Genomic DNA, 23,025 nt, shown 5'->3' on the forward strand with positions numbered 1-23,025 from the left:
ACCACCCGTTTTCTCGAAACCAGAATCTGTGCAGATATGCGGAGCTGGGCGAGACGCAGCTCGCCCGGTAGCGACGAGAGCTGTCAGAAATAGCCGCCGGATGCTCGAGATTGTACTTCTTGGCAAAGTCCCGTCAAGGTCGTTGCTCCGAGTCGAAGCTCCGGATTGCATGCCACGCCCGTTGAGCGCGGCGAGCCCGCGACACGGGTTCCTGTGAACTGGTGTGTCTCGACACGAGCGGCCTTGCTAAACCGCGAGCCGGGATCCGTCCCAGGCAACAATGCCAAACTGATCGCAAATCGCGTGCATCTCGGCGAGATCCTCAGCGACGCGGGCGGTGCCAGGCTTCGCCTCGGCGAGCAGTCGCGCCCTCAAACCAAGACATTCGACAATCAGCCATGGATTCCTGATGGTCCTGGCGATGGAAAGAGCAGCATCCAGGGCGCTCAGGCCACGTTCGGATTTCCCGTCCCGAACGAGAGCCTCAGCGTAACCGGCATAGAGAAGGCAGAGCTCGATCTGGCCTGTCCGCAGATGCGTGCCGCTCTCCATACAAGCGTCTATCAGGTCGACGGCCTGATGTGCCTGGCCTGTTCGTGCCAGAGCGGTCGCCATTGCTCCGGTCAGGTTGGCCTTGCTGGCATCGTAGCCGTTACGTTCGACGATCTCCCTTGCAATCGACAGGCATTCCACAGCCTGGTCATTTCGATGGAGCATGAGGAGATTTCGTCCCATCGTAATGCGGGCGAGCACTTGCCCATATGAATCCTGTTCACGAACTGCGATCTCCAATGCACGCAATGCGAATCCGAGCGCCTCCGCATATTGACCTGTTGCATTCATGAACCAGCTCCTGAATGCCAAAACCGTGCATTTTGGACCGGCCGGTGTCCCGAGACGGGCAGTCTCGAGTTCTCCTGTGAGCATTTCATTCAGTTCGTCCATCGCCGCAATCGCGCGATGGACGTGGCCCATGCTGTGCAACACATTTGCCATGATAGTCTGATTTGAAAATATGAGTGCGGTCGATTTCAGCGCTCGAGCCGTTCTCAATCCCTCGCTCGTTATTTGCAGCCCTTCTTCATACCGGCCCTCAAACCAGTAGACCATCCCGAGTTGCGACTGGACGCTGCACACGTGAGCAATCCTGCCTTGGCGCCGCGCCAGCTCCAACGTTCGCGGCAAATGCATATTTACTTTTTTGAATTCGCCGAGTTGCAGCATCGAAGCGAAGCTCATTCGACCGAAGTCGACATATTTTTCTTCGGCGGCTTCCCCAAGACGCTCGATGAGCTTGAGCGCCCGGTCGTATATCAAGCTGAGCGATGAGGCTGCGGCGTTCCGGCGCGCTTCGACGGCGGCCTCCCAGAGATAGCCAAGTGCAGCATCAGCATCTCCGGCTTCCTCTGCATGAAAGGCCAACTGTTCGTAACGACCATCCAGATTCGGGTAGCGCCGAATGATCGCCTGGACAGCGGCCTGGTGGATTTCCAGACGCCGGCCACGCGGTATCGTGTTTGCACAGGCCTCGGCGATGATCTGATGCCGGAAACGCACGGAGTTACCCGCAAGCGGATGGACAAAAGCAAATCGGGCAAGCTCGAACAACGCAGTCAGCAGCTCGCCTACGTCCACGCCGAGCACCGTCGTGGCCAATTGGATTTCGACCTCCTCTCCCAGCAGGCTGAGCGTCTGCACGAATGCCTTCAACTTCGGAGAAAGCCGTTGCAGCCGCGCATGAATCACGGACTCGACGCTCTGAGGCAGCGAATGTTCGCTCGTTGCGTTCGTCGCGTCCGCCGAACGCAAGAACTCTTCCAATACGAAGGGGACGCCGTCGGCGCGATCGATTGCTCTCGCAAACACGGTCGGGGATCGAGTTTTCGGCCACAATTGGCGTCCCAAAGCCTCCATGCAGGCCCGCGACAGCGGTTGCAGATGAATGAGCGAGCCCGCAATCTCCATGGACTGGTCTGATGATTCCGGACGTCCGGTCAGCAATATGCAAAGCGGCTGTGGGGTACTTGCGCGAGCAAGCAATTTCAGGAAATGGCGGCTTTCCGGATCGATCCACTGGAGGTCTTCGATCAGCAAGAGAGTTGGTCTATCAAGCGCCAATGCGAGGAAGGCATTGACAAGTGCACGTGCAATTTGCGTTTGCGTATTGTCGGTCAATCGTTGGCGAGAGGACGCTTTTCCGGCGATGAATAGGGCTTCGAGCTTTCTGCGATCGGCTGCCTCGATGTGCAGTTCCGCGAGAGCCTCACGAATATGTGCATCCGAAGATGAGCTGTTTGCAGCGAGCATGTCGCCCACCAAGGTGCGGGCGGCGGCGAACGCGGTGGCACGTTTCTGTACGCCGCCATAAAAGACGCAGCATCTCACGTCGGATGTCAGTGCCTCGGTCATTACGGCTGTCGCAAGGCGGCTCTTGCCGATACCTGGTTCGCCCAGCAGCGTGACGGAGCAGCTTTTGGCGCCCGGGCGCGGGAGGAGCTCCCGAAGCGCCGCAAGTTCGTCGACCCGATTCACGATCGGATTTTGATAGCGGCTGGCGATTTCGTTGTGATCGACATCGTCCGGCCGGGCATTCAGCGTGTAGGCCTCGATGACCCGATCGGCGATTCCCGAAGTCGTCTTGTGCGCCGTAAGGCCGAGTGGCGATCGGCACAGCTTTGCGGTTTCGGCGCTAACCCTGATCTCGCCTGCCGCTGCTTCCTGCTGCAGCTTGGCAGCAACGTGCACGGTCGCTCCGGCAACGTCGAAGCGGGCGATGGCGTTTTTGCCGCCTATGCGTAGGCCGACCAGGCCGGAGTGAAGTCCGACGCGAAAATTGACCGGATCTCCCCTGGGGCCGGTCGACTGGCTATGACTCTGAATGTCCCAGGCTGCGATGCACGCACGATCCGCATGATCCTCATATGCGGTTGGCCAGCCGAATATGGCAATGCCACCGTCTCCCGCATAGTGGACAATCTGTCCCCCGAGACGCTCCACGGAGTTGCGGATGTGATCCAGCCACTGGTCCAAAAACGCTTGAGCTTCATCGGGATCGCAAGCCGCGATGTGGCGAGTTGAACCCACCATGTCGACGGCGAGCACCGTTATGATGTTGCGATCCGCAATATTGGCACCGCCCACGGACATCTTCGCGCCCCGCGTGCTCAAACCGGCTCTAAAAGGCAAGGGTAGCACGAAGGACAAGCCTTGGGCTATCCGCGAGACGCGGCCTTGAGCCGCGATATCCGGGGGCATCCCCCGTCTTTCACGACTGTCCGCTGTTCGGGAAATTCCGGAGGCGATCGTGATTGAATCGAGGGGCCGCGGCGTACTGGATGCTCCGGTCAAGCCGGGGCATGACAGCGGAATTTGCCGAAGCGGTGTCCGTTCCTTACCGCAGCGGCTTCTTCAGCAGCGAGAAGCGATCCGGGTCCAGCCCCATCGAGGGCTGCAGCATCGGCGCTTCGGCGGTCGCGAGCGTCTTTGCGGGCGGCTGCGAGAACACCGGGTCGTTCGGCACGTCGCGTTGCGAGGTGGCGCCGCGCCAGCGCTCGAGCACGGCGCCGACGAAATGCATGTCGTGACCGGAGGTGACCGACGGCACGCTTGAGATGGTGGCTTCGCCGCGCGGCAATTGGTGCGGCGGCACCTCCTTGAAGCGCAGGCGGGTCGGCAGCGCGACGCCTTCGCCGAACGCCAGGACTTCGCGGGTGCCGAGCGATGGCACGAAGGACAGCAGGTTCGCGGCCGCATCCGACACCGCGGCGCGCAGCAGCGCCTGGTCGCGCTCGTTGGCCAGACGCATCGTGAACAGCGTGTTGCACTGGGAGATGATGGTCGCGTCGAGCTCTGCGGGGCGCTGCGTGATGAGGCCGAGATAGACGCCGTATTTGCGGCCTTCCTTGGCGATGCGCGACACCGCCTTGCGGGTCGGCCCGAAGCCGACGTTGCGGTCGGCGGAGGCGTAGCGGTGCGCCTCTTCGCAGACGAACAGCATCGGCGACACGCCGTCGCTCCACAGGCCGAAGTCGAAGGCCATGCGGCAGAGCACCGAGACGACGGAATCGATGACCTCGGCCGGGAAGCCGGCGAGCTGCATCACCGTCATCGGCTTGCCGTTGGCGGGCAGGCGGAACAGATGGCTGATCACCTCGGCCATGGTGTCGCCGCCGACATTGGCGTTGTCGAACATGAAGGCGTAGCGCGGGTCGTTGCGGACGGCCTCGATGCGCGAGATCAGCTTGTGATAGATGATGCGCGAGGAGCGGTTTTCCAGCTTGCCCATGCGCTCGTCGATCAGCGAGATCAGATCGACCAGGCGGTATGGTACCGGCGTGTCGACGGTGAAGCCGACCTGCTTGGGATCGATGCGCTTCAGGCCGAGCCGATCGGTGTTCTGATACTGGGTGTAGATGCCCTTGGCGATCGGGATCACCTCGGCGAGGACGTCAAGCTCCTCGGGCACGCCGGCGCGGCCGCCGAACAGCACGTCGACGATTTCTTCGAAGTTGAACAGCCAGAACGGCAGCTTCAGGTTCCGCGGGTTGAGCACCAGCGCGCGGTCGCCGAAGCAGCGGCCATATTCGTTGTGCACGTCGAGCAGGAATATGCGCAGGTTCGGGCGTGATTTCAGGATCTCGTTGAGCAGCAGCGACACGCCGGTGGATTTGCCGACGCCGGTCGATCCCAGCACCGCGAAATGCTTGGAGAGCATTTCCTCGACGTCGACATAGGCGACGACGGAGCGATCCTGCTGGAGGAAGCCGACATTGATCTGGTCCGATCCGGTCGGCGCGTAGATCGTGCGCAGCTCCTGGCTCGTGATCAGGTCGACGGAATCGCCGATGGTCGGATAGTTGGTGACGCCGCGCTGAAACTTGGCCTTGTCGGCGGCATTGTGGATTTCGCCGAGCAGGTCGACCGACGCGATGGCGATGTAGTCGGAGTTCGAGAGGTTCTCGCAGGACACCTCGGTGATCATGGCGACGATCACCGAGCTGGCGCAGCGGATGCTGACGAAACGGCCGACGGTGGCCCGAATTTCCGAGACCGGCATCTGGCTTGCCGCCAGCAGCCCGACCCGGGCGAGCGACCCGCGTACCGAAATCACGCGTCCAAAGGATGTCACGATGAATGAACCTGGCATGAGCAAGAGGTTTAACCCTGACTATGCGTGCCGCGGCTGGACAAACGGTTAAACGGCAGGCGCGGGGGCTTTGTTAAATCTGCGACAATTCGGTTGAGAGATTTGCTCCTAATGCATACTTGCGGGCGGAATCGGTAGGGGGATGCCGCTTTTCTAGGCCGATAGGCCCGACAGCGCTTAAGGAAGATTTTACCATTCGGCCAGTCGGTCCGCCGTTCGGGGATGGAGGTCATCCCGGCTGGCGCGTCACTCGATCTGGGCGGCCATGTTTGATTTGTTGACGGGACCTAATCATTTGTACATTAGTACAAATGAACCTGCGGCCTGGATGCCGCCCCCGTACGCTCGAGCGCGTTTGCAGCCTTGCGTCCGGTTGCGCGATCCGGTCCGGCGGATCGCAGCCACCCTTGGAGGAAAGCATGCAGCCCGAACCGATCCTTGATCTTGCTCATCTCGGCCACATGGAGCTGCTGACGCCGAAGCCCGACGAGAGCCTGAAATTCTTCGTCGACGTCATGGGCATGACGGTGAGCGGGCAGAAGGGCGAGTCGGTTTACCTGCGCGGCTGGGACGATTACGAGCGCTATTCGCTCAAGCTGACGGCGTCGAAGACATCAGGCATGGAGCATATGGCGCTGCGCGCGCGCAGCCAGCAGGCGCTTGAGCGCCGCGTCGCCGCGCTGAAAGGCTCCTGCTTCGACATCGGCTGGATCGACGGCGACATGGGGCAGGGGCCGACCTTCCGCTGCCGCGACCCTGATGGCCATATCGTCGAGCTCTATTACGAGACCGAATGGTACCAGGCGCCGCCGGAGCTTAGACCTGCGCTGAAGAACCAGGCTCAACGCTTTCCCGCGCGCGGCGTCAATGTCCGCCGCCTCGACCACCTCAACTGCCTCGCCGTCGACATCAAGGCCAACCGCGAGTTCTTCGAAAACTATCTCGGCTGCCGCCTCACCGAGCAGATCGTGCTCAACGACGGGCGGGAAGCGGCGATGTGGCTGACGATGTCGAACAAGAGCTACGATTTTGCCTATTCGCTCGACCATTCCGGTACGCCCGGCCGCTTTCACCATGTCACCTACGCGCTCGACAGCCGCGAGGAGATTTTGCGCGCCGCCGATATTTTCCTGGAGAACGGCGTGCACATCGAGACCGGCCCGCACAAGCACGCGATCCAGCAGACGTTCTTCCTCTATGTCTACGAGCCTGGCGGCAACCGCGTCGAGGTCGCCAATGCCGGCGCGCGCCTCATCCTCGCCCCCGACTGGAAGCCGATCGTGTGGACCGAGGAGGAGCGCAAGAAGGGCCAGGCGTGGGGATTGAAGACGATCGAGTCGTTCCACACCCACGGCACACCGCCGGTGGAGGCGAAGAAGCACGGCTAGAGCATGACCCGGACCCGAAGGGCCGCGTTAGCGCAAAGTGTGAAGCGGCTTTCCGATTAGGTCGTGCTCCATCAATGCGTTGAGGTGCGCACGCGCGCGATCGTCTCGCGGACGCCGGTCCAGGCCGGCTTGTCCGGCGCGAACTGCCGGCGCAGGAAGGTGACGAGCTCTTCGACTTGCGCGTCGCTCATGCTGTTCTTGAAGGCGGGCATGTAGCCGAGGTCGCTGGAGACGGGCTCATTGACCCCGTGCAGGACGACCTGCACGAGATTGTCCGATGTCGCGCTGTGCAGATTGCTGTTGAGCGCGAGCGAGGGCCGAGTTCCGAACAGCGGCAGGCCGCCGACCTCGTGGCAGACGGCGCAAGCGCCCTGATAGAGCCGCGCGCCGATGGACGGCACCACCGTGACCTGCGTTGAGCCTTCAAGCTTTGCGGCAAGTGCATCCTGGCCCCGCGTATCGATCGCGGTGTCGTTGAACGAATTGAGATAGACCGCCATCGCGCGGATGTCGGGGTCGGGCAGGGCTTTGAGGTCCTTGACGATCGGCGCCATCGGACCAGCCGCGATGCCGTGAAAGCGCGAATGGCCGGTGCGCAAATAGGCGAACAGCTCGTCCTCGCTCCACGGGATCGGCGCGCGTGAGAGCGAGGTCAGCGCCGGCGCTTCCCAGCCCTCGGCAAAGCCGCCGGCGAGATAGGCTTCGCGTTGCTCCGCGCCGAGCGCGTTGCGCGGCGAATGGCAGGCGCTGCAATGGCCGAGGCTCTCGACGAGATAGGCGCCGCGATTCCACTGCTCGGATTTGGCGGGATCGGGCTTGAATTCTTGAGTCTGATGAAACAGCGCATTCCAGCCCGCAAGCAGCGGGCGGAGGTTGAACGGGAAGGCGAGTGCATTCGCCGGCGCCGTGGCGCGAACCGAAGGCTGGTTCATCAGGTAGGCGTAGAGCGCCTGCATGTCGGCGTCGCTGGTCTTGGCGAAGTGGGTGTAGGGGAAGGCGGGGTAGAGCTGCCGTCCGTCGCGGTGCAGCCCGTCGCGCATCGCGCGCTCGAAGGCGGGATAGGACCAGGCACCAATGCCGGTTTCGACGTCGGGCGTGATGTTGGTTGAGTAGATCGTGCCGAACGGCGTCTCCAGCGCGCGGCCGCCGGCGTTGAGCACGCCATTGAGGCTGGTGTGGCACTTCGCGCAATTGCCGAGTGCTGCGAGTTGCTCTCCGCGCGCGATCGTCGCCGCGGAATAGACCGAGGCATCAGGCCGCGCGATCGGCGCGATGGCGCGTCCGGGCAGGAGTGCTGCGCCGACGCCGATCGCGGCGGTGCAGACGGCCGCGATCGTCGCGAAGATGCCGGCGCGCTTGGCGAACGGATTCTCCCAGATGCGGGACGGCGGCGGCGCTGCGGGCGCGGGCAGAGCTTGCGGCACGGGCGATGTTTCACCGTGCAATCCCTTCAGGATGCGTTCCGGCGTGAACGGCGGCTCGCGGAAGCGCACGCCGGTGGCATCGAAGATCGCGTTGGCAATCGCCGCCGCGCTCGGCACCGAGGCGGATTCGCCGACGCCGAGCGGCGGCTGGTCCTGACGCGGCAACATCAGCACGTCGATCTTGGGGACGTCGGGGAAGGGGATGATCGGATAGGCGCCCCATTCGCGCGCCGTCACCGCGCCGCGCTCGAACGATACCTCCTCCATCAGCGCGCGGCTGGTGGACTGGATGACGTTGCCGTGGATCTGGTGGCGCACGCCGTCCGGATTGATCATCAGGCCGGAGTCCTGCCCGGCGACGACGCGCGTGACGCTGACATCGCCGGTGGACTTGTTCACCGCAACGTCGGCGACCCAGGCCGACCACGCGGCGCCGTAGCCCGGAAACTTGCTGTGGACATAGAGCGCATAGGCAAAGCCGCGCCCGTGCACGACCTCGCCGTCTTTCTCTTCGCGGGCCGGCCGGGGCGTCCAGCCCGCGCGCTCGGCCACCGCATTGACGAGATCGACGGCGCGCTGGTCCTTCAGGTAACGCAGGCGGTATTCGATCGGATCGACCCCGGCCTCGGTCGCGGCCTCGTCGATATAGGATTCATGCGCAAAAGTGTTCGGCAGGGCCGAGACACCGCGAAACCAGGACGCGCGCACGATCGGCGCCATGTCATGGGCGACGACGCGCATGTGGTCGTAGTCGTACGGCGGGATCGCGGTGCGGTCGCCCATCTGGAGTACCGCGGGCTCCGGCGAAATCCGGCCCGTCAGAAGCAGCGCCAGCGTTGGCGCCGCGTTCGAGGGATAGCGCGTGGCGAGATCGTAAGCAGCGATGCCGCCGTCAGCGTCGAGCCCACCATTGACGTCGATGAGCTGCGCGGTGCCCTTGGGCTCCCAGGCATGCTCCTGCTCGCGCGTCAGCTGCACGCGCACGGGCCGGCCGACGGCGCGCGACAGCAGCAGCGCATCCGCGGTGACGTCATCGGCGCAGTTGCGGCCGTAGCAGCCGGCGGCCTCCAAGCGGATCACCTCGATCTCGCTCTCGGGACGCTCGATCAGGAGCGCCAAATCGCTGCGCAGGACATGCGGGTTCTGCGTGCCGGACCAGACGCGGATGTTGCCGTCCTGGACATCGGCGACTGCGCAGGACGGCCCGATCGAGGCATGCATCTGATACGGCCACACATAAGTGCGCTGCATCGGCTTGGCCGCGCCTGATATCGCCTTATCGACGTCGCCCTTGTCGATCAGCGTGCGCGGCGTCGATGGATTGGCGCGCAGCGCGGTCTCGACGTCGGCGAGATCGGTCAGATGAGGCGTCGGCTTCCAGCTCACCGCGAGCTGCTCCGCCGCGCGGATCGCGTTCTCCTCGCGCTCGGCGACCACGCCGACGAAATCGCCGATGCTCACGACGGCAATGATGCCGGGAATGTCACGTACCGAGGATTCATCCACCGCGATCAGGCTGGTGCCGACGAACGGGCCGGCATCGACGCCGGCATAGGGCGGACGCACCACCCGGCCGTGCAGCATGCCGGGCAGGCGGATGTCGTGCACGAAGGTCAGCTCGCCCGTCGCCTTGGCGGGCAGGTCGACGCGGGGCGTCGACTGGCCGACGATGGCGTAATCGCCGACAGGCTTCACAGCGACGTCGTCGGCAAGCTCGAGGCGAATGGTCTCGCCGCCGATCAGTTCGCCATAGCTGACGCTGCGGTTGTGCCCGCGGACGAGGCCGTCTTCGATCTTGAGCTCACTGGCCGGCAGCTCCAGCCGCTCGGCAGCGCGCGCGATCAGGAAGTGCCGCGCCTGCGCTGCGGCCTTGCGCAGGGGGACGGCGGTGATCTGGATGGTCTCGCTCGCGATCGTCGCGCCCTGGTTCGGCACCACGGCGGTATCGCCGAGCACCACGACGACGCGTGCAAAGGACACATCCAATTCTTCGGCGACGATCTGGCCGAGCGCGGTGCGGACCCCGGTGCCGAGATCGACGTGGCCGTTATAGGCCGTGACCGATCCATCCGTGGTGATACGGATGAAGGTCTCGGATGTGACCTCGTCCACGGTGCGGACGACGACGAGCGAACCGGATTGCCGCTCAGCTCCGTTCGAAACAGGGGAGGCCATCAATCAACGGCCTCAGTGATCTGGCCGGATGCGCGCATCACCGCGCGCAGGATTTCGACATGGGTGCCGCAGCGGCAAAGATTGTAGCGCAGCGCCGCCAGCGCCTCCTGCTCGGTCGGCTGCGGGTTGATCGCAAGCAACGCCTTGGTGGTCATGATCATGCCGTTGAGGCAATAGCCGCATTGTGCGGCCTGCTCGTCGATGAAGGCCTGCTGCACCACATCCGGCTCGTCGCGCGTGCCGAGCCCTTCGAGCGTCAGGATGTCACGGCCTGCGCAGCCGCTGACGGGAATCACGCAGGAGCGCGCGGCGGCGCCGTCGATCAGGACAGTACAGGTGCCGCACTCGCCGAGGCCGCAGCCATATTTCGGACCGTTGAGCGCGAGGTCGTTGCGCAGCACATAGAGCAGCGGCGTCTGCGGCGCTGCCGTGATCTCGTGGATCCTGCCGTTCACGGTGAGGCGGATCGGTGTCTGCGTCATCCTCGTTCCCAAGCGCGTGGCCAAGTGCTCGTCAAAACCTACGTCGCGACGATACCGTTTGTACACAAACGTGCAAGCCGCGCATGCCGCACTGCAGCGCGACTGCCTTCTTTGTGGACAGAGCGGATAGGCAAATGGGGTTTTATGCGGCAGCCACATCTTTTGCGCCGCACCGCCGCTTGACAGCCTTCGGGAGGGCGCGCAACATCGTTCGTATACGAATGATAACCGCAGTCGACTGGCTTTGGACATGGTGACTGAAACGACGAGCGCCGCCATCGACAAGATCCGTTGCGATGCCTGTCCGGTGATGTGCTACATCAAGCCGGGCGCGGCGGGCGCCTGCGACCGCTATGCCAACCACGACGGCAAGCTCGTCCGCGTCGACCCGCACGTGATCCTGGAGCGCACCGTCTCGCATGGCGGCAAGCTCGTTCCGTTCAGCCGCACCGAAGACTGGGACGGCAAGATCGTCCACGAGCCCTCAACCTTTGTCACCGCGATCGGTGCGGGCACGACCTATCCCGACTACAAGCCGGCGCCCTTCATCGTCTCGTCCGAGATCGATGGCGTCGACATGGTGACTGTCGTCACCGAGGGCATCTTCTCCTATTGCGGCATCAAGGTGAAGATCGACACCGACCGCTATCTCGGCCCGGAAACCGCGACCGTTCGCGCGCAAGGCGAGGCGGTCGGCCACGTCACGACCAGCGAATATGGCTCGCAGATGCTGTCGCTCGGCGGCGTGCATCATCTCACCGGCGGCTCCAAGAAAGAGGGCCGCGTCACCTGCGACACGCTGATGGATCTCGCCAATTGCAAGGCGGTGGAGCTCACCATCGACGGCGGCGCGAGCGTGGTGGTGCAGGCCGGCCAGCCGCCGATCGTCAACGGCATGAAAGAAGAGCGCATGCGCGTCGGCTGCGGCTCGGCGACGATCGGCATGTTCGCCAAGCAATGGCACGGTAAGGTCGACGAGGTCGTCGTCGTCGACGACCACATCACCGGCGTGCTCTCGGAGCACCAGGCCGGCAAGCTGCTCGACATCGCCGACACCGGCATCAAGATGAAGGGCCGCCGCTCGACGCCAGGCCGCTATTTCCAGGTCGCCGATCCCGGCACGGGCTGGGGCGGCACCAACATTTCCGATCCGCTGGCGATCCTCGGGCCGTTCGACGCCAAGGAAGCCAAGCCTGGTCTCTCCATGCTGATGGTCTCCACGACCGGCGAGCACTCGTCTTACTATGTGCTCGACGAGGCCCTGAGGCCGGTCGAGACCGAGATGCCTGATGACCTGAAGTTCTCGGTCGAGCGCATCCAGGAGAATTGCGAGCCGGCGCTGTGCACGGTGTTGTTCATGGCGGGGGCCGGCGGCTCCTTGCGCGCGGGCGTCACCGACAATCCGGTACGGCTGACGCGTTCGGTGAAGGACGCGCTGACGCGCGTCACCAGCGGCGGCGCGCCTGTTTATGTCTGGCCGGGCGGCGGCATCACCTACATGGTCGATGTGACGCAGATGCCTTCGGGCGCGTTCGGTTATGTTCCGACGCCGGCGCTGGTCGCGCCGATCGAATTCACGATGAAGCTGTCGGACTACGCCGCGCTCGGCGGGCACATGGATTACGTCAAACCGCTCTCCGAGGTGCAGAACGGCGAAGATGTTCGCCAGTTGCCCTGGCAGAACCCGATTCCGGGACGCCGGGCATGACCAGGCTCCCGCAAATCGCATTGCTGTCTGGTGGCCGGCGGCTGCATTTGCAGGATGGACCGATTGATCTGATCGTGGAGGCGAGGGGGCACGCGGACGCAGTGCGCGCGGCCTATGAGGCGGCGGCGCGGCGTTTCACCGGACTGCTCGACGAACTCTGCGCGGAATTGCCGGAACTGCGGACGGCTGCTGAGAAGCAGACTTCGCTGAAGGGCGTGGTGGCGCGTCGGATGCACGCTGCTGTCGCACCCTATGCCGCCGATTGCTTCATTACGCCGATGGCCGCGGTTGCCGGCAGCGTTGCAGAGGAGATTCTTGGCGCCATGCTGGGCGCTGCGGCGCTCGATCAGGCCTATGTCAACAATGGCGGCGATATCGCGCTGCATCTCGGCGAGGGCGAGCATTTTTCGGTCGGCTTGATGGATCGGCCTGATCGTGACGGCGTGCTGCGCAAGATGAGGGTCTACTCAGGTGATCCCGTGCGCGGCATCGCGACCAGCGGGCGTCACGGCCGCAGCTTTTCGCTCGGCATTGCCGACGCGGTCACGGTGCTGGCTGCCACCGCATCGCAGGCCGATGCGGCCGCGACGGTCATCGCCAATGCCGTCGATCTGCCCGGGCATCCCGGCATCATCAGAAAGCCTGCGAACGAGCTTCAGCCCGACAGCGATCTCGGCGCGCGTCTCGTCACCCGCGATGTCGGTGAATTGTCGCAGAACGAGGTCGCGGCCGCACTGGAATCTGGCGCGGAATGTGCACGGCAATCGTTCGATCGCGGATTGATCGAGGGTGCCGTGTTGCAGCTTTGTGGTGATATGCTTGTCATCGGAACCAAGGATATGGAAGAGCAACGAACGCGCCCGCTCATGCTGGAGAACGCGGTCTATGCCTGAACAGGGAAGCGAAACATGAGCGCGATCATCCGCAAGATCGTCACGGTCGTCGAAGAGACGCAGATGGAAATGGGCCGCCAGGTCTCGCCGCCGACGCGGCGCGCCGCGGCGATCGCCGTGATCGAAAATCCCTTTGCCGGCAAATATGTCGAGGATCTCTCGCCCCTGATCGCCATCGGCGAGGAGCTCGGCGATCTCCTGGCGAAGCGCGCGGTGGCGGCGCTGGGCATCGATGGCGCGAAGGCGCAGAGCTACGGCAAGGCCGCGGCGGTCGGCGAGAACGGCGAGCTGGAGCATGCGGCGGCTATCCTGCATCCGAAGATGGGCGCTCCGGTGCGCAAGGTCCTGAGCAAGGGCGCGGCGCTGATCCCGTCGTCGAAGAAGCGCAGCGGCCCGGGCACGACGCTGGACATTCCGCTCGGGCACAAGGACGCCGCCTTCGTGCGCAGCCATTTTGACGGCATGGAGGTGCAGATCAACGATGCGCCGCGCGCCAACGAGATCATGGTCGCGGTCGCCGTCACCGATAGCGGCCGACCCTTGCCGCGTGTCGGCGGGCTGACGGTTGCGGAAGTGAAGGGTGAAGACGGTTTGAAATAGAGTTTGAACCGGGGAGGCGGGCATGGCTTCTCCGACAAGATCACGCTGAAGACGTAGAGAGTTCAAAACTGGAGGTTGGGATGCGAGCGAGAAACACTTTTGTGGGCGCGGCCTTCGCGCTGCTGGCGGGCGGCATGGCTCATTCGGCCGTGGCGCAGGAGATCAAGATCGGCGAGATCAACAGCTACTCGCTGTTGCCGGCGTTCACCGAGCCCTATCGCAAGGGCTGGCAGCTCGCAGTCGAACAGGTCAACGCGGCCGGCGGCATCAACGGCAAGAAGCTCGTCGTCGTCTCCAAGGACGACGGCGGCAAGCCGGCCGATGCGCAGACCGCTGCCAACGAGCTCGTCTCCAGCGAGGGGGTTGCGATGCTGACGGGGACGTTCCTGTCGAACATCGGCCTCGCCGTCAGCGACTTCGCCAACCAGAAGAAGGTGTTCTTCCTCGCGGCCGAGCCGCTGACGGATGCCATCACCTGGTCCAAGGGCAACAAGTACACCTTCCGCCTGCGTCCCTCCAACTACATGCAGGCGGCGATGCTGGTGGAAGCAGCCAGCAAGCTGCCGGCCAAGCGCTGGGCGACCATCGCGCCGAACTATGAATATGGCCAGTCCGCGGTCGCGGTGTTCAAGAAGCTGATGTCGGAGAAGCGCCCTGACATCCAGTGGGTCGACGAGCAGTGGCCGCCGCAGGGCAAGATCGACGCGGGTCCGGTGGTGCAGGCGGTTGCCGCAGCCAATCCCGAAGCGATCCTCAACGTCACCTTCGGCGCCGACCTCGTGAAGCTCGTGCGTGAAGGCAACACCCGTGGCCTGTTCAAGGGGCGCGAGGTCGTCTCGTTCCTGACCGGCGAGCCCGAATACCTCGATCCGCTCAAGGACGAGACGCCGGAGGGCTGGATCGTCACCGGCTATCCCTGGTACTCGATCAAGACGCCCGAGCATGACGCGTTCCTGAAGGCCTACCAGGCCAAGTACAACGATTATCCGCGGCTGGGCTCGATCGTCGGTTACCAGACCATCAAGGCGGCTGCTGCGATCCTTGCGAAGGCCGGCTCGACCGATCCGGAGAAATTGATCGCCGCGGCGGAGGGGCTGTCGTTGCCGTCGCCGTTCGGCGAGATCACCTTCCGCAAGATCGACCACCAGTCGACGCTCGGTGCCTATGTCGGCAAGACCGCGCTGAAGGACGGCAAGGGCGTGATGGTGGATTCTTCTTACAAGAAGGGCTCGGACTATCTGCCGAGCGACGCCGAAGTCGATAAGCTGCGTCCGAAGGACTGATGTGAAGAGGAACCGGGGCCTCGTGGTTCGAGACGCGCGGCGTTGCCGCGCTCCTCACCATGAGGGTCCCGGACCTCATCCTGAGGAGGCGCGTAGCGCCGTCTCGAAGGATGAAGCCCCATACTGAGACTTATTCTTAACCCGGACCGCCGATGGCCTTTTATGTCGTACAGTTTCTGACCGGTCTCGCCAGCGCAGCGTCGCTGTTCCTGGTGGCCTCGGGCCTGTCGATCATCTTCGGCGTGACGCGGATCGTGAATTTCGCGCACGGCGCCTTCTACATGATCGGCGCCTACGTCGCCTTCACGCTCACCGAGCGGCTTTCGGGCGCGTTCGGCTTCTGGGGCGGGATCGTCATGGCCGCGTTTGCCGTGGCCTTGATCGGCGTCATCGTCGAGATGGTGCTGCTGCGCCGCATCTATCACGCGCCCGAGCTGTTCCAGCTGCTTGCGACCTTCGGCCTGACCTTGATGGTCGAGGATCTCGTCGTGCTGATCTGGGGCCCCGACGATCTCGTCGGCCGCCGCGCGCCGGGCTTCAAGGGCGCCATCGATTTCTTCGGTCAGAACATCCCGAGCTACGATTTGTTCCTGATCGTGCTCAGCCCGGTCGTGCTCGGCATTCTCTGGCTGCTGTTCCAGCGCACGCGCTGGGGCGTGCTGGTGCGCGCGGCGACGCAGGACCGCGACATGGTCGCAGCGCTCGGCGTCAACCAGAAATGGCTGTTCACATCCGTGTTCGCGGTCGGCGTCTTCCTTGCCGCACTCGGCGGCGCGCTCCAGATCCCGCGCGATGCCGTGCATCACGCCATGGATCTGCGGATCATCGTCGAGGTCTTCGTCGTGGTCGTGATCGGCGGCCTCGGCAGCATCGTCGGCGCCTTCGTTGCGGCGGTGCTGGTCTCCGAGCTCAACGCCTTCGGCATCCTGATCTTCCCGAAGATCTCCATCATCCTGGTCTTCCTGGTGATGGCGGTGGTGCTGATCGTCCGGCCCTGGGGTCTCTTCGGCAAGCCCGAGGCGCCCGCGCGCAAGACACCAGGCCTCACCGTCAATCCCTGGCGGCCGCTGACGTCGAACGAGCGGCTCGCGGCGCTGGCCGCGCTCGTCATCGCGGCGACGTTGCCGCTGTTCGCCGGCAATTATGTTCTCACAGTCGGTTCGGAGATTGCGATCTTCGTGATCTTCGCCGTCAGCCTGCATTTCCTGATGTCGGTCGGTGGGCTCGCGTCCTTCGGGCATGCCGCTTATTTCGGTCTCGGCGCCTACGGCGTCGCCTTCCTCGCCAAGATGGCCGGGCTGCCGATGGTCGTGTGCCTGCTGCTCGGGCCGCTGCTGGGCTGCATGGGCGCTGCCGTGTTCGGTTTCTTCGCGGTGCAGCTTTCCGGCGTCTATTTCGCGATGCTGACGCTTGCGTTTGCGCAGATTGTCTGGTCGATCGCGTTCCAGTGGGTGAGTGTCACGGGCGGCGACAACGGCATACTCGGCGTCTGGCCGTCAAGTTGGGCGGCGAGCCCGGGGCATTTCTATTGGTTGGCGCTCGGCGTTGCGGCACTCGTGACGGTCGCGCTTCGGGCCATGGTATTCTCGCCGTTCGGCTACGCACTCAGGGCCACGCGCGACTCGCCTCTGCGCAGCGAGGCGGTCGGCATCAATGCCAAGCGCATCCAGTGGACGGCGTTCGTGATCGCAGGCACGACCGCCGGCATCGGCGGCGCGCTGTTCGCCTACCTCAAGGGCAGCGTCTTCCCCGACAATCTTGGGATCTCGCTGTCGGTCGACGCACTCGTCATGGTGCTGCTCGGCGGCGTCGAGACGGTGTCGGGTGCGGTGATCGGCGCCATCGTCTACAAGGCGCTCAACATCTGGCTGGTCAGCCAGACCGATCTGTCGAAGCTCGTACTCGGCGGCTTCATCGTGCTGATCGTCGTCGTCTTCCCCAAGGGCATCGTCGGCACGCTGGAGATGCTGGCGCAGCGGCGCAGGAAGACATCGCCGCCGGGATCTCCCTTGCTTGCCAAGCCGATCGAGTCCGTCGAATGAGCGTCGCACCCCCACTTCTCGCGGTTGAAGGCCTGTCCAAATCCTATGGCGGCATCCATGCCGTGCGCGGCGTCTCGTTCTCGCTGCGATCAGGCGAAATTCTGGCGTTGATCGGCCCGAACGGCGCGGGCAAGAGCACCTGTTTCGACATGCTCAACGGCCAGAACAAGCCTGATACCGGCCATGTCCGCCTGCTGGGCGAGGAGACCACCGGCAAGAAGCCGCGCGAGATCTGGCGGCTCGGCGTCGGACGCACTTTCCAGATCACCGCGACCTTCGCGACGATGACCGTGCGCGAGAACGTGCAGGTCGCGCTGATCTCGCATGGCAAGCAGCTGTTCAATCTCTTCGGCTCGGCCCCAAATTTCGACCGCGGAGAGGCGGGCCGGCTGCTCGAGCTCGTCGGCATGGGCGGCTACGCCGATCGTCCCTGCGGCGAGCTCGCCTATGGCGACCTCAAGCGGCTCGAGCTTGCGGTGGCGCTTGCCAACGATCCCAAGCTGCTGCTGATGGACGAGCCGACCGCCGGCATGGCGCCGCGTGAGCGCGTCGATCTGATGCGGCTGACGGCGCAGATCGCGCGGGAAAAATCGATCGGCGTGCTCTTCACCGAGCACGACATGGACGTGGTGTTCGAACATGCCGACCGCATTATCGTACTCAACCGCGGCACGCTGATCGCCGAAGGATCGCCGGCCGAGGTGCGCGGCAATCCGCAGGTGCAGGCCGTCTATCTCGGCGAGGGCCTGCTTTACGATGCCGGGCATGGAGCCTCCGCATGAAGCTCACGGTGCAAGACCTCAACAGCCATTACGGCCCGGCGCATATCCTGTTCGACATCGGTTTCGAGGTCGGCGAGGGCGAGGTGGTGGCGTTGCTCGGCCGCAACGGCGCCGGCAAGTCGACGACGTTCCGCTCGATCGTCGGGCTCGTTGCCCAGCGCTCGGGGCGCATCATGTTCGAGGGCAAGGATGTCTCGGCGCGCCCGACGCATGAGATCGTGCGCGACGGGCTTGGTTACGTGCCCGAGGAGCGGCGCATCTTCACTGATTTGACGGTGGAGGAGAATCTCGAGGTCGGCCGGCAGCCGAAGCGTCCGAACGCCCCGCACTGGACCCGCGAAAAACTGTTCGCGCTGTTTCCAAATTTGGGTGAGATGAAGAACCGACCGGGCGGCCGCATGAGCGGTGGCGAGCAGCAGATGCTCACCATCGCGCGCACGCTGATGGGCAATCCGTCGCTGGTGCTGCTCGACGAGCCCTCGGAAGGCCTGTCGCCGAAGATCGTGGAGCAGATGGTCGATGCCATCCTGACCATGAAGAAGGAAGGCGTCAGCATCGTCGTGTCCGAGCAGAATTTGCATTTTGCGCGGCTGATCTCCGACCGCGCCTATATCATCGAGCGCGGCCGCATCTGCTTCGGCGGCACCATGGCCGAGCTCGACGCGCGTCCGGATGTCCGCGACGCGCATCTGTCGTTGTGAGGGGCGGGGAGCGGATGGCGAGAAGCGTTGCGGCGAAGAAAAGCGTCAAACCGGCAAAATTGTCTTACGTGCTCGACGAGCAGGTCGGCTTCATCCTGCGTCAGGTCTGGCAGCGCCACAGCTCGATCTTCTCGCGCGACATCGGCACCAATCTCACGCCGACGCAATGGGCGGCATTGTCGAAGCTGGCCGAGACCGGGCCATGCTCGCAGAACCAGCTCGGGCGGCTGACGGCGATGGATGTCGCGACCATCAAGGGCGTGATCGATCGCCTGACCGCACGAGGCCTGACCGAGACCAGCCAGGATCCCGAGGACGGACGGCGGCTTCTGGTCAGCCTGACGCGCGCCGGTCAGCAGCTTGCGGAGAAGGTCGCGCCGAGTGCGCTCGCGATCACCCGGGAAACGCTTGCGCCGCTCGATGCCAGGGAGCGCGAGATGCTGATGGCGCTGTTGAACAAGCTGCGGTGAGTAAGGTGCCGTAGGGTGGGCAAAGGCGCGTAAGCGCCGTGCCCACCATCTCTGCGGCTTGGCGAAGAACGGTGGGCACGCTTACGCTTTGCCCACCCTACGGCAGTTGAACAAGCTGCGGGGACTGGCGACTAACCTCGATGAAGGGTTTGTCGAGGTCTTCCGATATGAGAGCGGCGACGCGGTTCACACTGATTTTGGGTCTTGGTGCGACGCTGGCGGGCGAATGCGCTCCTGCCTGGGCGGCACAGCCCTACGAGGGCTTCTGGGCGTCGACCAAGAAGGATTGCCGCGATCAGGACAGCGCCAGCCGGATGAGCATCGAAGGCGGCAACCGCCTCTATTGGTACGAGACGCGCTGCCGCGCCGGCGAGATCACCGCAGACGGCAAGCAAAGCTGGAAGATGCGGCTTGCCTGCGAAGGCGAGGGTGAAAAGTTTCGCTCCAATCCCCAAGTCTCCGTTGCGGCGGATGGCCGGCTGGTGATCGAGAATGGCCCGGTCGGCCAGGCCAAGCGCCAGACCTACGTGCGCTGTGAGGTCGCAAGGAAGCGCTGATCCCTTACGTCTTCCCCGGCCATTTGGCGCGGTAGCGGATTTCGCTGCCATCGGCGAGCCGCTGCCACGTGCCGAACTCCGGCGTATGCGGCGCCCGGGCCGTCAAGTCGATCGGATAGATCCGGCTCGGCTGGCCCTGGATGTTGACGGTGAGCTGCCGGTGCGAGGTTCTAAAAGCAAGCTCGACTTCGCCTGCGATGACAGGCTGCTCACCATCACGATAGAAGGCCGCGGGGGTCACTTCGCCCGGCATGGTGTTGAGGTCGGTCTGCAATTCGATTGCGATGCCCTGCGGTGACGTCGGCACCACGACGCCGGCCGGAAAGCGAACCTCGAACACAAGCAGTGGATTGCTGGCGTTCGGATTGAGCCAGGGCGTGGCGGTCGTATACGCGTAGACGGCGTAAGTGACACCGGCGGCGAGGCAGAGCAGGACGACGACGCCGAGTGACTTCAGGCTGTTGCGTGCGAGGCCGCCGCTATTGTCGTCCTTGCGTGTCGCCAGCTTGGTGGCGAGCACCAGGCCGATCACTGCGCCGATGGGGGCGATGGCGAACAGGGCGACCAGCCCCGTCGTGATCGGGTCTGCACGATTGCCGAAGCCGGTCAGCTCGAGCAGCCCGATCGTGGCGATGAAGCCTGCCACCGCACCGGCGATGCCGGCGGCAATCCGCAGCGAACTTTTCATGTCTCCCTCGATGGTCCAGCAATGAACTGCCGCCGCCGAGGGCTGCCTGCGTTAGACGCAGCAGGCAGCAGACTTGTTCAATGCCTTCGAGGCGCGACGCGAAGCGGCGAGCTGCTCCGGCTGCGTCACTTCGCCACCACTTCCGGCACCCGGCCGGCCGGCGGCGTGTTGCGGCTGCGCTGGGTGCGCACGATGCCGTCGATGATGGTCATGCCGATGCCGGGGAGGTCGCCGAGCTGGACGCTCTCCAGGATGGTCTTGCCGGGCGAGTGCTGGGCCTTGTCCATGATGACGAAATCGGCGGAGCGGCCGACCTCGATCAGGCCGCAATCGAGCTGACGCATTCGCGCGGTATTGCCGGTGGCAAGACAGAAGGCGAGCTCGGCCGGCAAATCGCCGAGCGAGGACAGCATCGAGACCATCCGCAAGATGCCGAGCGGCTGCACGCCGGAGCCGGCCGGCGCGTCGGTGCCGAGGATCACCCTGTGCAGATCGTTCATCTCGCGCGAGATGCGCAGCGTGAACAGGGCCGAGCGCTCATTGCCGTTGTGAACGAGCTCGAGGCCGCGCTTGCAGCCCTCGCAGATGCAGCGGATCTGGTCGTCGGGCAGCGCCGTGTGGCCGCCGTTGATGTGGCCGACCACGTCGGTGTCGGCCTCCAGCACCACGTCCTTGTCGATCAGGCCGGAGCCGGGGATCGAAGGGCCGCCGGTGTGGATCGTGCTCTGGATGCCGTATTTGCGGGCCCAGCCGACCATCTTGCGCGCCGTCGGGCCGTCCTTGACGCCGCCGAGGCCGACCTCGCCGAGCAGCTTGACGCCGGCGGCGGCCAACTCCTTGAAGTCCTCCTCGACCATCTCGCATTCGATCACCGGTGCGCCGGCGTGAACCTTCACACCGCCCGGGCGCAGATTCCAGAATGCGCGCTGTGCGAAGATCGCCATCGCCTTCAGCCCGACGACGTCGCGCGGGCGGCCGGGCATGTGTACCTCGCCGGCCGAGATCATGGTGGTGACGCCGCCATGCAAATTGCTGTCGATCCAGCCGATCTGGTTCTGGCGCGGCGTCCAGTCGCCCGCCACAGGGTGGACATGGCTGTCGATCAGGCCGGGCGCGACCGTGGTGCCGTTGGCCTCGACGATGGTGGTCGCGCCTTCGGTGTTGAGGTCCTTGAAGCGGCCGATCGCAGTGATCTTGCCGTTCTCGGCGACGATGGTGTCACCGTCCAGGATCGGCTTTTCCAGGGCGCCGGACAGGATCAGGCCGATATTCCGGATCACGAGCTTCGAGGGTCCGGTGGCCTGGGGTGCGTCATGCGCCATGGAAGGGGCTCCTTGTTCCTAACTGCAACGCTCGCGATCTTGGGCAGCCTTGACCCCGGGAGCAAGCAGGATTATTCATTAGTACACGAATGATCGTGTACAAACGACGCATAGCTGCCCGCCTCGGAACCGCATTGGAAGCGACAGGGAAGGTGAGATGAGCAATTTCAATCAGGAAAGCGTTTTGAGCGTCCACCACTGGACCGACACGCTGTTCTCTTTCAAGACCACCCGCAGCCCGACCTTCCGTTTCCGCAACGGCGAATTCACCATGATCGGGCTCAAGGTCGGCGAGAAGCCGCTGCTGCGGGCCTACAGCGTCGCCAGCGCCAATTACGAGGACACGCTGGAGTTCTTCTCGATCAAGGTGCCGGACGGTCCGCTGACCTCGCGCCTCCAGCATCTGAAAGAAGGCGACGAGATCATCGTCAGCCGCAAGGCCACCGGCACGCTGGTGATCGACAATCTCGAAGAGGGCCGCAACCTCTACCTCATCGGCACCGGCACGGGCCTCGCGCCGTTCCTGAGCGTGATCAAGGACCCCGAGACCTATGAGCGGTTCGAGAAGGTCGTGCTGCTGCACGGCTGCCGGCATGTGAAGGAGCTCGCCTATGGCGAGATGATCACCGAGACGCTGCCGAAGGACGAACTGATCGGCGAGTACATCCGCGATCAGCTGATCTATTACCCGACCGTGACCCGCGATCCCTTCCGCAACCGCGGCCGCATCACCGACCTCATCACGTCCGGCAAGCTGTTCGCCGATATCGGCCTGCCGCCGCTGGAAGCCGCCCATGATCGGGTCATGATCTGCGGCAGCCCGGCCTTGGTCGCTGACACCCGCGTGCTCCTGGGCGAGCGCGGCCTCATTGAGGGCAATCACGGCGAGCCGGCCCAATTCGTGGTCGAAAAGGCCTTTGCCGAGCGCTGATCGCGGATTTTTCGCGCAATAAGACCGTATTTTCGCCGTTCGGCGGGCGTTGCGGCGCCGATTCCGCGCGCGATACACTGTGGGAACGAATCAGCGGAGTTCCCACATGGTTGCGGACAGCGACAGCAACATCGCCTGGCACCGGGTTCAGTTGAAGAGGAACCGCGCCGACTTGAAGGCGCTCGAGACCGCGCGCTTCACGATGGGCGAGATCGCGTCTTCGAAGCGGGACGGGCAGACCCAGAAGGCGATTGCGGAGCTCAAGCGCAAGATCGCGCAATCCGAGCGCGTGATCGCCGATCACGACAAGCGCACACGCCGTCCCCTCGGCACCGATCTGCAAAGCCTCAGCAACGGTAGCTGGAGCCATTGGGACGCCTACACCGGCCGGCAGCAGCGCAAGACCGGCCAACGCTCGCCGGGGCGCGGATAG

The 23,025-nt window shown here is 64.2% G+C and carries 18 protein-coding genes; 12 read left to right on the forward strand and 6 right to left on the reverse strand.

All coding sequences use genetic code 11. From position 1 onward, the window contains the following. Positions 1-246: 246 nt before the first annotated feature. Complete coding sequence (locus tag AB7535_RS10580) at positions 247-3,141, reverse strand: ATP-binding protein (protein ID WP_439036201.1); 2,895 nt, start codon at positions 3,139-3,141, stop codon at positions 247-249. 250 nt (positions 3,142-3,391) lie between these two features. Then, positions 3,392-5,146 (reverse strand): ATP-binding protein, encoded by a 1,755-nt coding sequence (locus tag AB7535_RS10585; protein WP_166352327.1) that lies wholly within the window; start codon positions 5,144-5,146, stop codon positions 3,392-3,394. Positions 5,147-5,565: 419 nt separating this feature from the next. Between AB7535_RS10585 and AB7535_RS10590 the strand changes: the two genes are divergently transcribed. Next, entirely contained in the window at positions 5,566-6,534 is a 969-nt protein-coding gene (locus tag AB7535_RS10590) for a catechol 2,3-dioxygenase (RefSeq protein WP_439036202.1), read from the forward strand. 71 nt (positions 6,535-6,605) lie between these two features. Here AB7535_RS10590 and AB7535_RS10595 read toward each other — a convergent pair whose 3' ends face one another. Both AB7535_RS10595 and AB7535_RS10600 read right to left on the reverse strand, forming a co-directional pair. Continuing rightward, entirely contained in the window at positions 6,606-10,133 is a 3,528-nt protein-coding gene (locus AB7535_RS10595) for a molybdopterin cofactor-binding domain-containing protein (protein WP_439036203.1), read from the reverse strand. Further along, positions 10,133-10,615: a (2Fe-2S)-binding protein gene (locus AB7535_RS10600; RefSeq protein ID WP_439036204.1), complete on the reverse strand. Its 483-nt coding sequence runs from the start codon at positions 10,613-10,615 to the stop codon at positions 10,133-10,135. The genes AB7535_RS10595 and AB7535_RS10600 overlap by 1 nt, the downstream gene beginning before the upstream one ends. Before the next feature lie 250 nt (positions 10,616-10,865). Here AB7535_RS10600 and AB7535_RS10605 point away from each other — a divergent pair, with 250 nt between their 5' ends. From AB7535_RS10605 to AB7535_RS10645, 9 genes are all read left to right on the forward strand, one after another. Then, entirely contained in the window at positions 10,866-12,323 is a 1,458-nt protein-coding gene (locus tag AB7535_RS10605; RefSeq protein WP_439036205.1) for a 6-hydroxynicotinate reductase, read from the forward strand. After that, positions 12,320-13,216, forward strand: a complete 897-nt coding sequence (locus tag AB7535_RS10610; protein WP_439036206.1) for a UPF0280 family protein — start codon at positions 12,320-12,322, stop codon at positions 13,214-13,216. The genes AB7535_RS10605 and AB7535_RS10610 overlap by 4 nt, the downstream gene beginning before the upstream one ends. Before the next feature lie 15 nt (positions 13,217-13,231). After that, positions 13,232-13,816 (forward strand): amino acid synthesis family protein, encoded by a 585-nt coding sequence (locus AB7535_RS10615; protein ID WP_085404807.1) that lies wholly within the window; start codon positions 13,232-13,234, stop codon positions 13,814-13,816. 80 nt (positions 13,817-13,896) lie between these two features. Beyond that, positions 13,897-15,099, forward strand: a complete 1,203-nt coding sequence (locus AB7535_RS10620) for an ABC transporter substrate-binding protein (RefSeq protein ID WP_439036207.1) — start codon at positions 13,897-13,899, stop codon at positions 15,097-15,099. Between the two features lie 152 nt (positions 15,100-15,251). Continuing rightward, positions 15,252-17,141, forward strand: a complete 1,890-nt coding sequence (locus tag AB7535_RS10625; protein WP_439036208.1) for an ABC transporter permease — start codon at positions 15,252-15,254, stop codon at positions 17,139-17,141. Further along, a complete protein-coding gene (locus tag AB7535_RS10630; protein ID WP_166352338.1) occupies positions 17,138-17,923 on the forward strand; it encodes an ABC transporter ATP-binding protein in 786 nt (261 codons plus the stop codon). Before AB7535_RS10625 ends, AB7535_RS10630 begins: the two co-directional genes overlap by 4 nt. Next, the gene (locus AB7535_RS10635; RefSeq protein ID WP_085404805.1) at positions 17,920-18,624 is read left to right on the forward strand and encodes an ABC transporter ATP-binding protein; all 705 of its coding nucleotides are present in this window, start codon (positions 17,920-17,922) and stop codon (positions 18,622-18,624) included. The genes AB7535_RS10630 and AB7535_RS10635 overlap by 4 nt, the downstream gene beginning before the upstream one ends. 14 nt (positions 18,625-18,638) lie before the next feature. Next, a complete protein-coding gene (locus tag AB7535_RS10640; protein ID WP_208086152.1) occupies positions 18,639-19,094 on the forward strand; it encodes a MarR family winged helix-turn-helix transcriptional regulator in 456 nt (151 codons plus the stop codon). Between the two features lie 167 nt (positions 19,095-19,261). Beyond that, on the forward strand, positions 19,262-19,651 hold the full coding sequence (locus tag AB7535_RS10645; RefSeq protein WP_439036209.1) for a hypothetical protein: 390 nt from the start codon (positions 19,262-19,264) through the stop codon (positions 19,649-19,651). Between the two features lie 4 nt (positions 19,652-19,655). Here the strand turns inward: AB7535_RS10645 and AB7535_RS10650 are convergent, their stop codons facing one another. Together AB7535_RS10650 and AB7535_RS10655 are read right to left on the reverse strand one after the other, a co-directional pair. After that, a complete protein-coding gene (locus tag AB7535_RS10650; RefSeq protein ID WP_439036210.1) occupies positions 19,656-20,339 on the reverse strand; it encodes a hypothetical protein in 684 nt (227 codons plus the stop codon). A 125-nt stretch (positions 20,340-20,464) separates the two neighbouring features. Continuing rightward, complete coding sequence (locus AB7535_RS10655) at positions 20,465-21,661, reverse strand: amidohydrolase family protein (RefSeq protein WP_439036211.1); 1,197 nt, start codon at positions 21,659-21,661, stop codon at positions 20,465-20,467. Between the two features lie 157 nt (positions 21,662-21,818). Between AB7535_RS10655 and AB7535_RS10660 the strand changes: the two genes are divergently transcribed. Both AB7535_RS10660 and AB7535_RS10665 read left to right on the forward strand, forming a co-directional pair. Then, positions 21,819-22,592 (forward strand): ferredoxin--NADP reductase, encoded by a 774-nt coding sequence (locus tag AB7535_RS10660; RefSeq protein WP_063983946.1) that lies wholly within the window; start codon positions 21,819-21,821, stop codon positions 22,590-22,592. 106 nt (positions 22,593-22,698) lie between these two features. After that, positions 22,699-23,025: a hypothetical protein gene (locus AB7535_RS10665; protein ID WP_439036212.1), complete on the forward strand. Its 327-nt coding sequence runs from the start codon at positions 22,699-22,701 to the stop codon at positions 23,023-23,025.

The organism is Bradyrhizobium sp. 956_D2_N1_4 (assembly GCF_052076025.1).
Taxonomy (GTDB): Bacteria; Pseudomonadota; Alphaproteobacteria; order Rhizobiales; family Xanthobacteraceae; genus Bradyrhizobium; species Bradyrhizobium barranii.

Coding starts and splice junctions, on each gene's coding strand:
- AB7535_RS10600 (WP_439036204.1), bottom strand. CDS start 10,615: ATGACGCAGACACCGATCCGCCTCACCGTGAACGGCAGGATCCACGAG.
- AB7535_RS10650 (WP_439036210.1), bottom strand. CDS start 20,339: ATGAAAAGTTCGCTGCGGATTGCCGCCGGCATCGCCGGTGCGGTGGCA.
- AB7535_RS10665 (WP_439036212.1), top strand. CDS start 22,699: ATGGTTGCGGACAGCGACAGCAACATCGCCTGGCACCGGGTTCAGTTG.
- AB7535_RS10585 (WP_166352327.1), bottom strand. CDS start 5,146: ATGCCAGGTTCATTCATCGTGACATCCTTTGGACGCGTGATTTCGGTA.
- AB7535_RS10620 (WP_439036207.1), top strand. CDS start 13,897: ATGCGAGCGAGAAACACTTTTGTGGGCGCGGCCTTCGCGCTGCTGGCG.
- AB7535_RS10660 (WP_063983946.1), top strand. CDS start 21,819: ATGAGCAATTTCAATCAGGAAAGCGTTTTGAGCGTCCACCACTGGACC.
- AB7535_RS10610 (WP_439036206.1), top strand. CDS start 12,320: ATGACCAGGCTCCCGCAAATCGCATTGCTGTCTGGTGGCCGGCGGCTG.
- AB7535_RS10625 (WP_439036208.1), top strand. CDS start 15,252: ATGGCCTTTTATGTCGTACAGTTTCTGACCGGTCTCGCCAGCGCAGCG.
- AB7535_RS10630 (WP_166352338.1), top strand. CDS start 17,138: ATGAGCGTCGCACCCCCACTTCTCGCGGTTGAAGGCCTGTCCAAATCC.
- AB7535_RS10605 (WP_439036205.1), top strand. CDS start 10,866: ATGGTGACTGAAACGACGAGCGCCGCCATCGACAAGATCCGTTGCGAT.
- AB7535_RS10655 (WP_439036211.1), bottom strand. CDS start 21,661: ATGGCGCATGACGCACCCCAGGCCACCGGACCCTCGAAGCTCGTGATC.
- AB7535_RS10635 (WP_085404805.1), top strand. CDS start 17,920: ATGAAGCTCACGGTGCAAGACCTCAACAGCCATTACGGCCCGGCGCAT.
- AB7535_RS10645 (WP_439036209.1), top strand. CDS start 19,262: ATGAGAGCGGCGACGCGGTTCACACTGATTTTGGGTCTTGGTGCGACG.
- AB7535_RS10640 (WP_208086152.1), top strand. CDS start 18,639: ATGGCGAGAAGCGTTGCGGCGAAGAAAAGCGTCAAACCGGCAAAATTG.
- AB7535_RS10590 (WP_439036202.1), top strand. CDS start 5,566: ATGCAGCCCGAACCGATCCTTGATCTTGCTCATCTCGGCCACATGGAG.
- AB7535_RS10595 (WP_439036203.1), bottom strand. CDS start 10,133: ATGGCCTCCCCTGTTTCGAACGGAGCTGAGCGGCAATCCGGTTCGCTC.
- AB7535_RS10615 (WP_085404807.1), top strand. CDS start 13,232: ATGAGCGCGATCATCCGCAAGATCGTCACGGTCGTCGAAGAGACGCAG.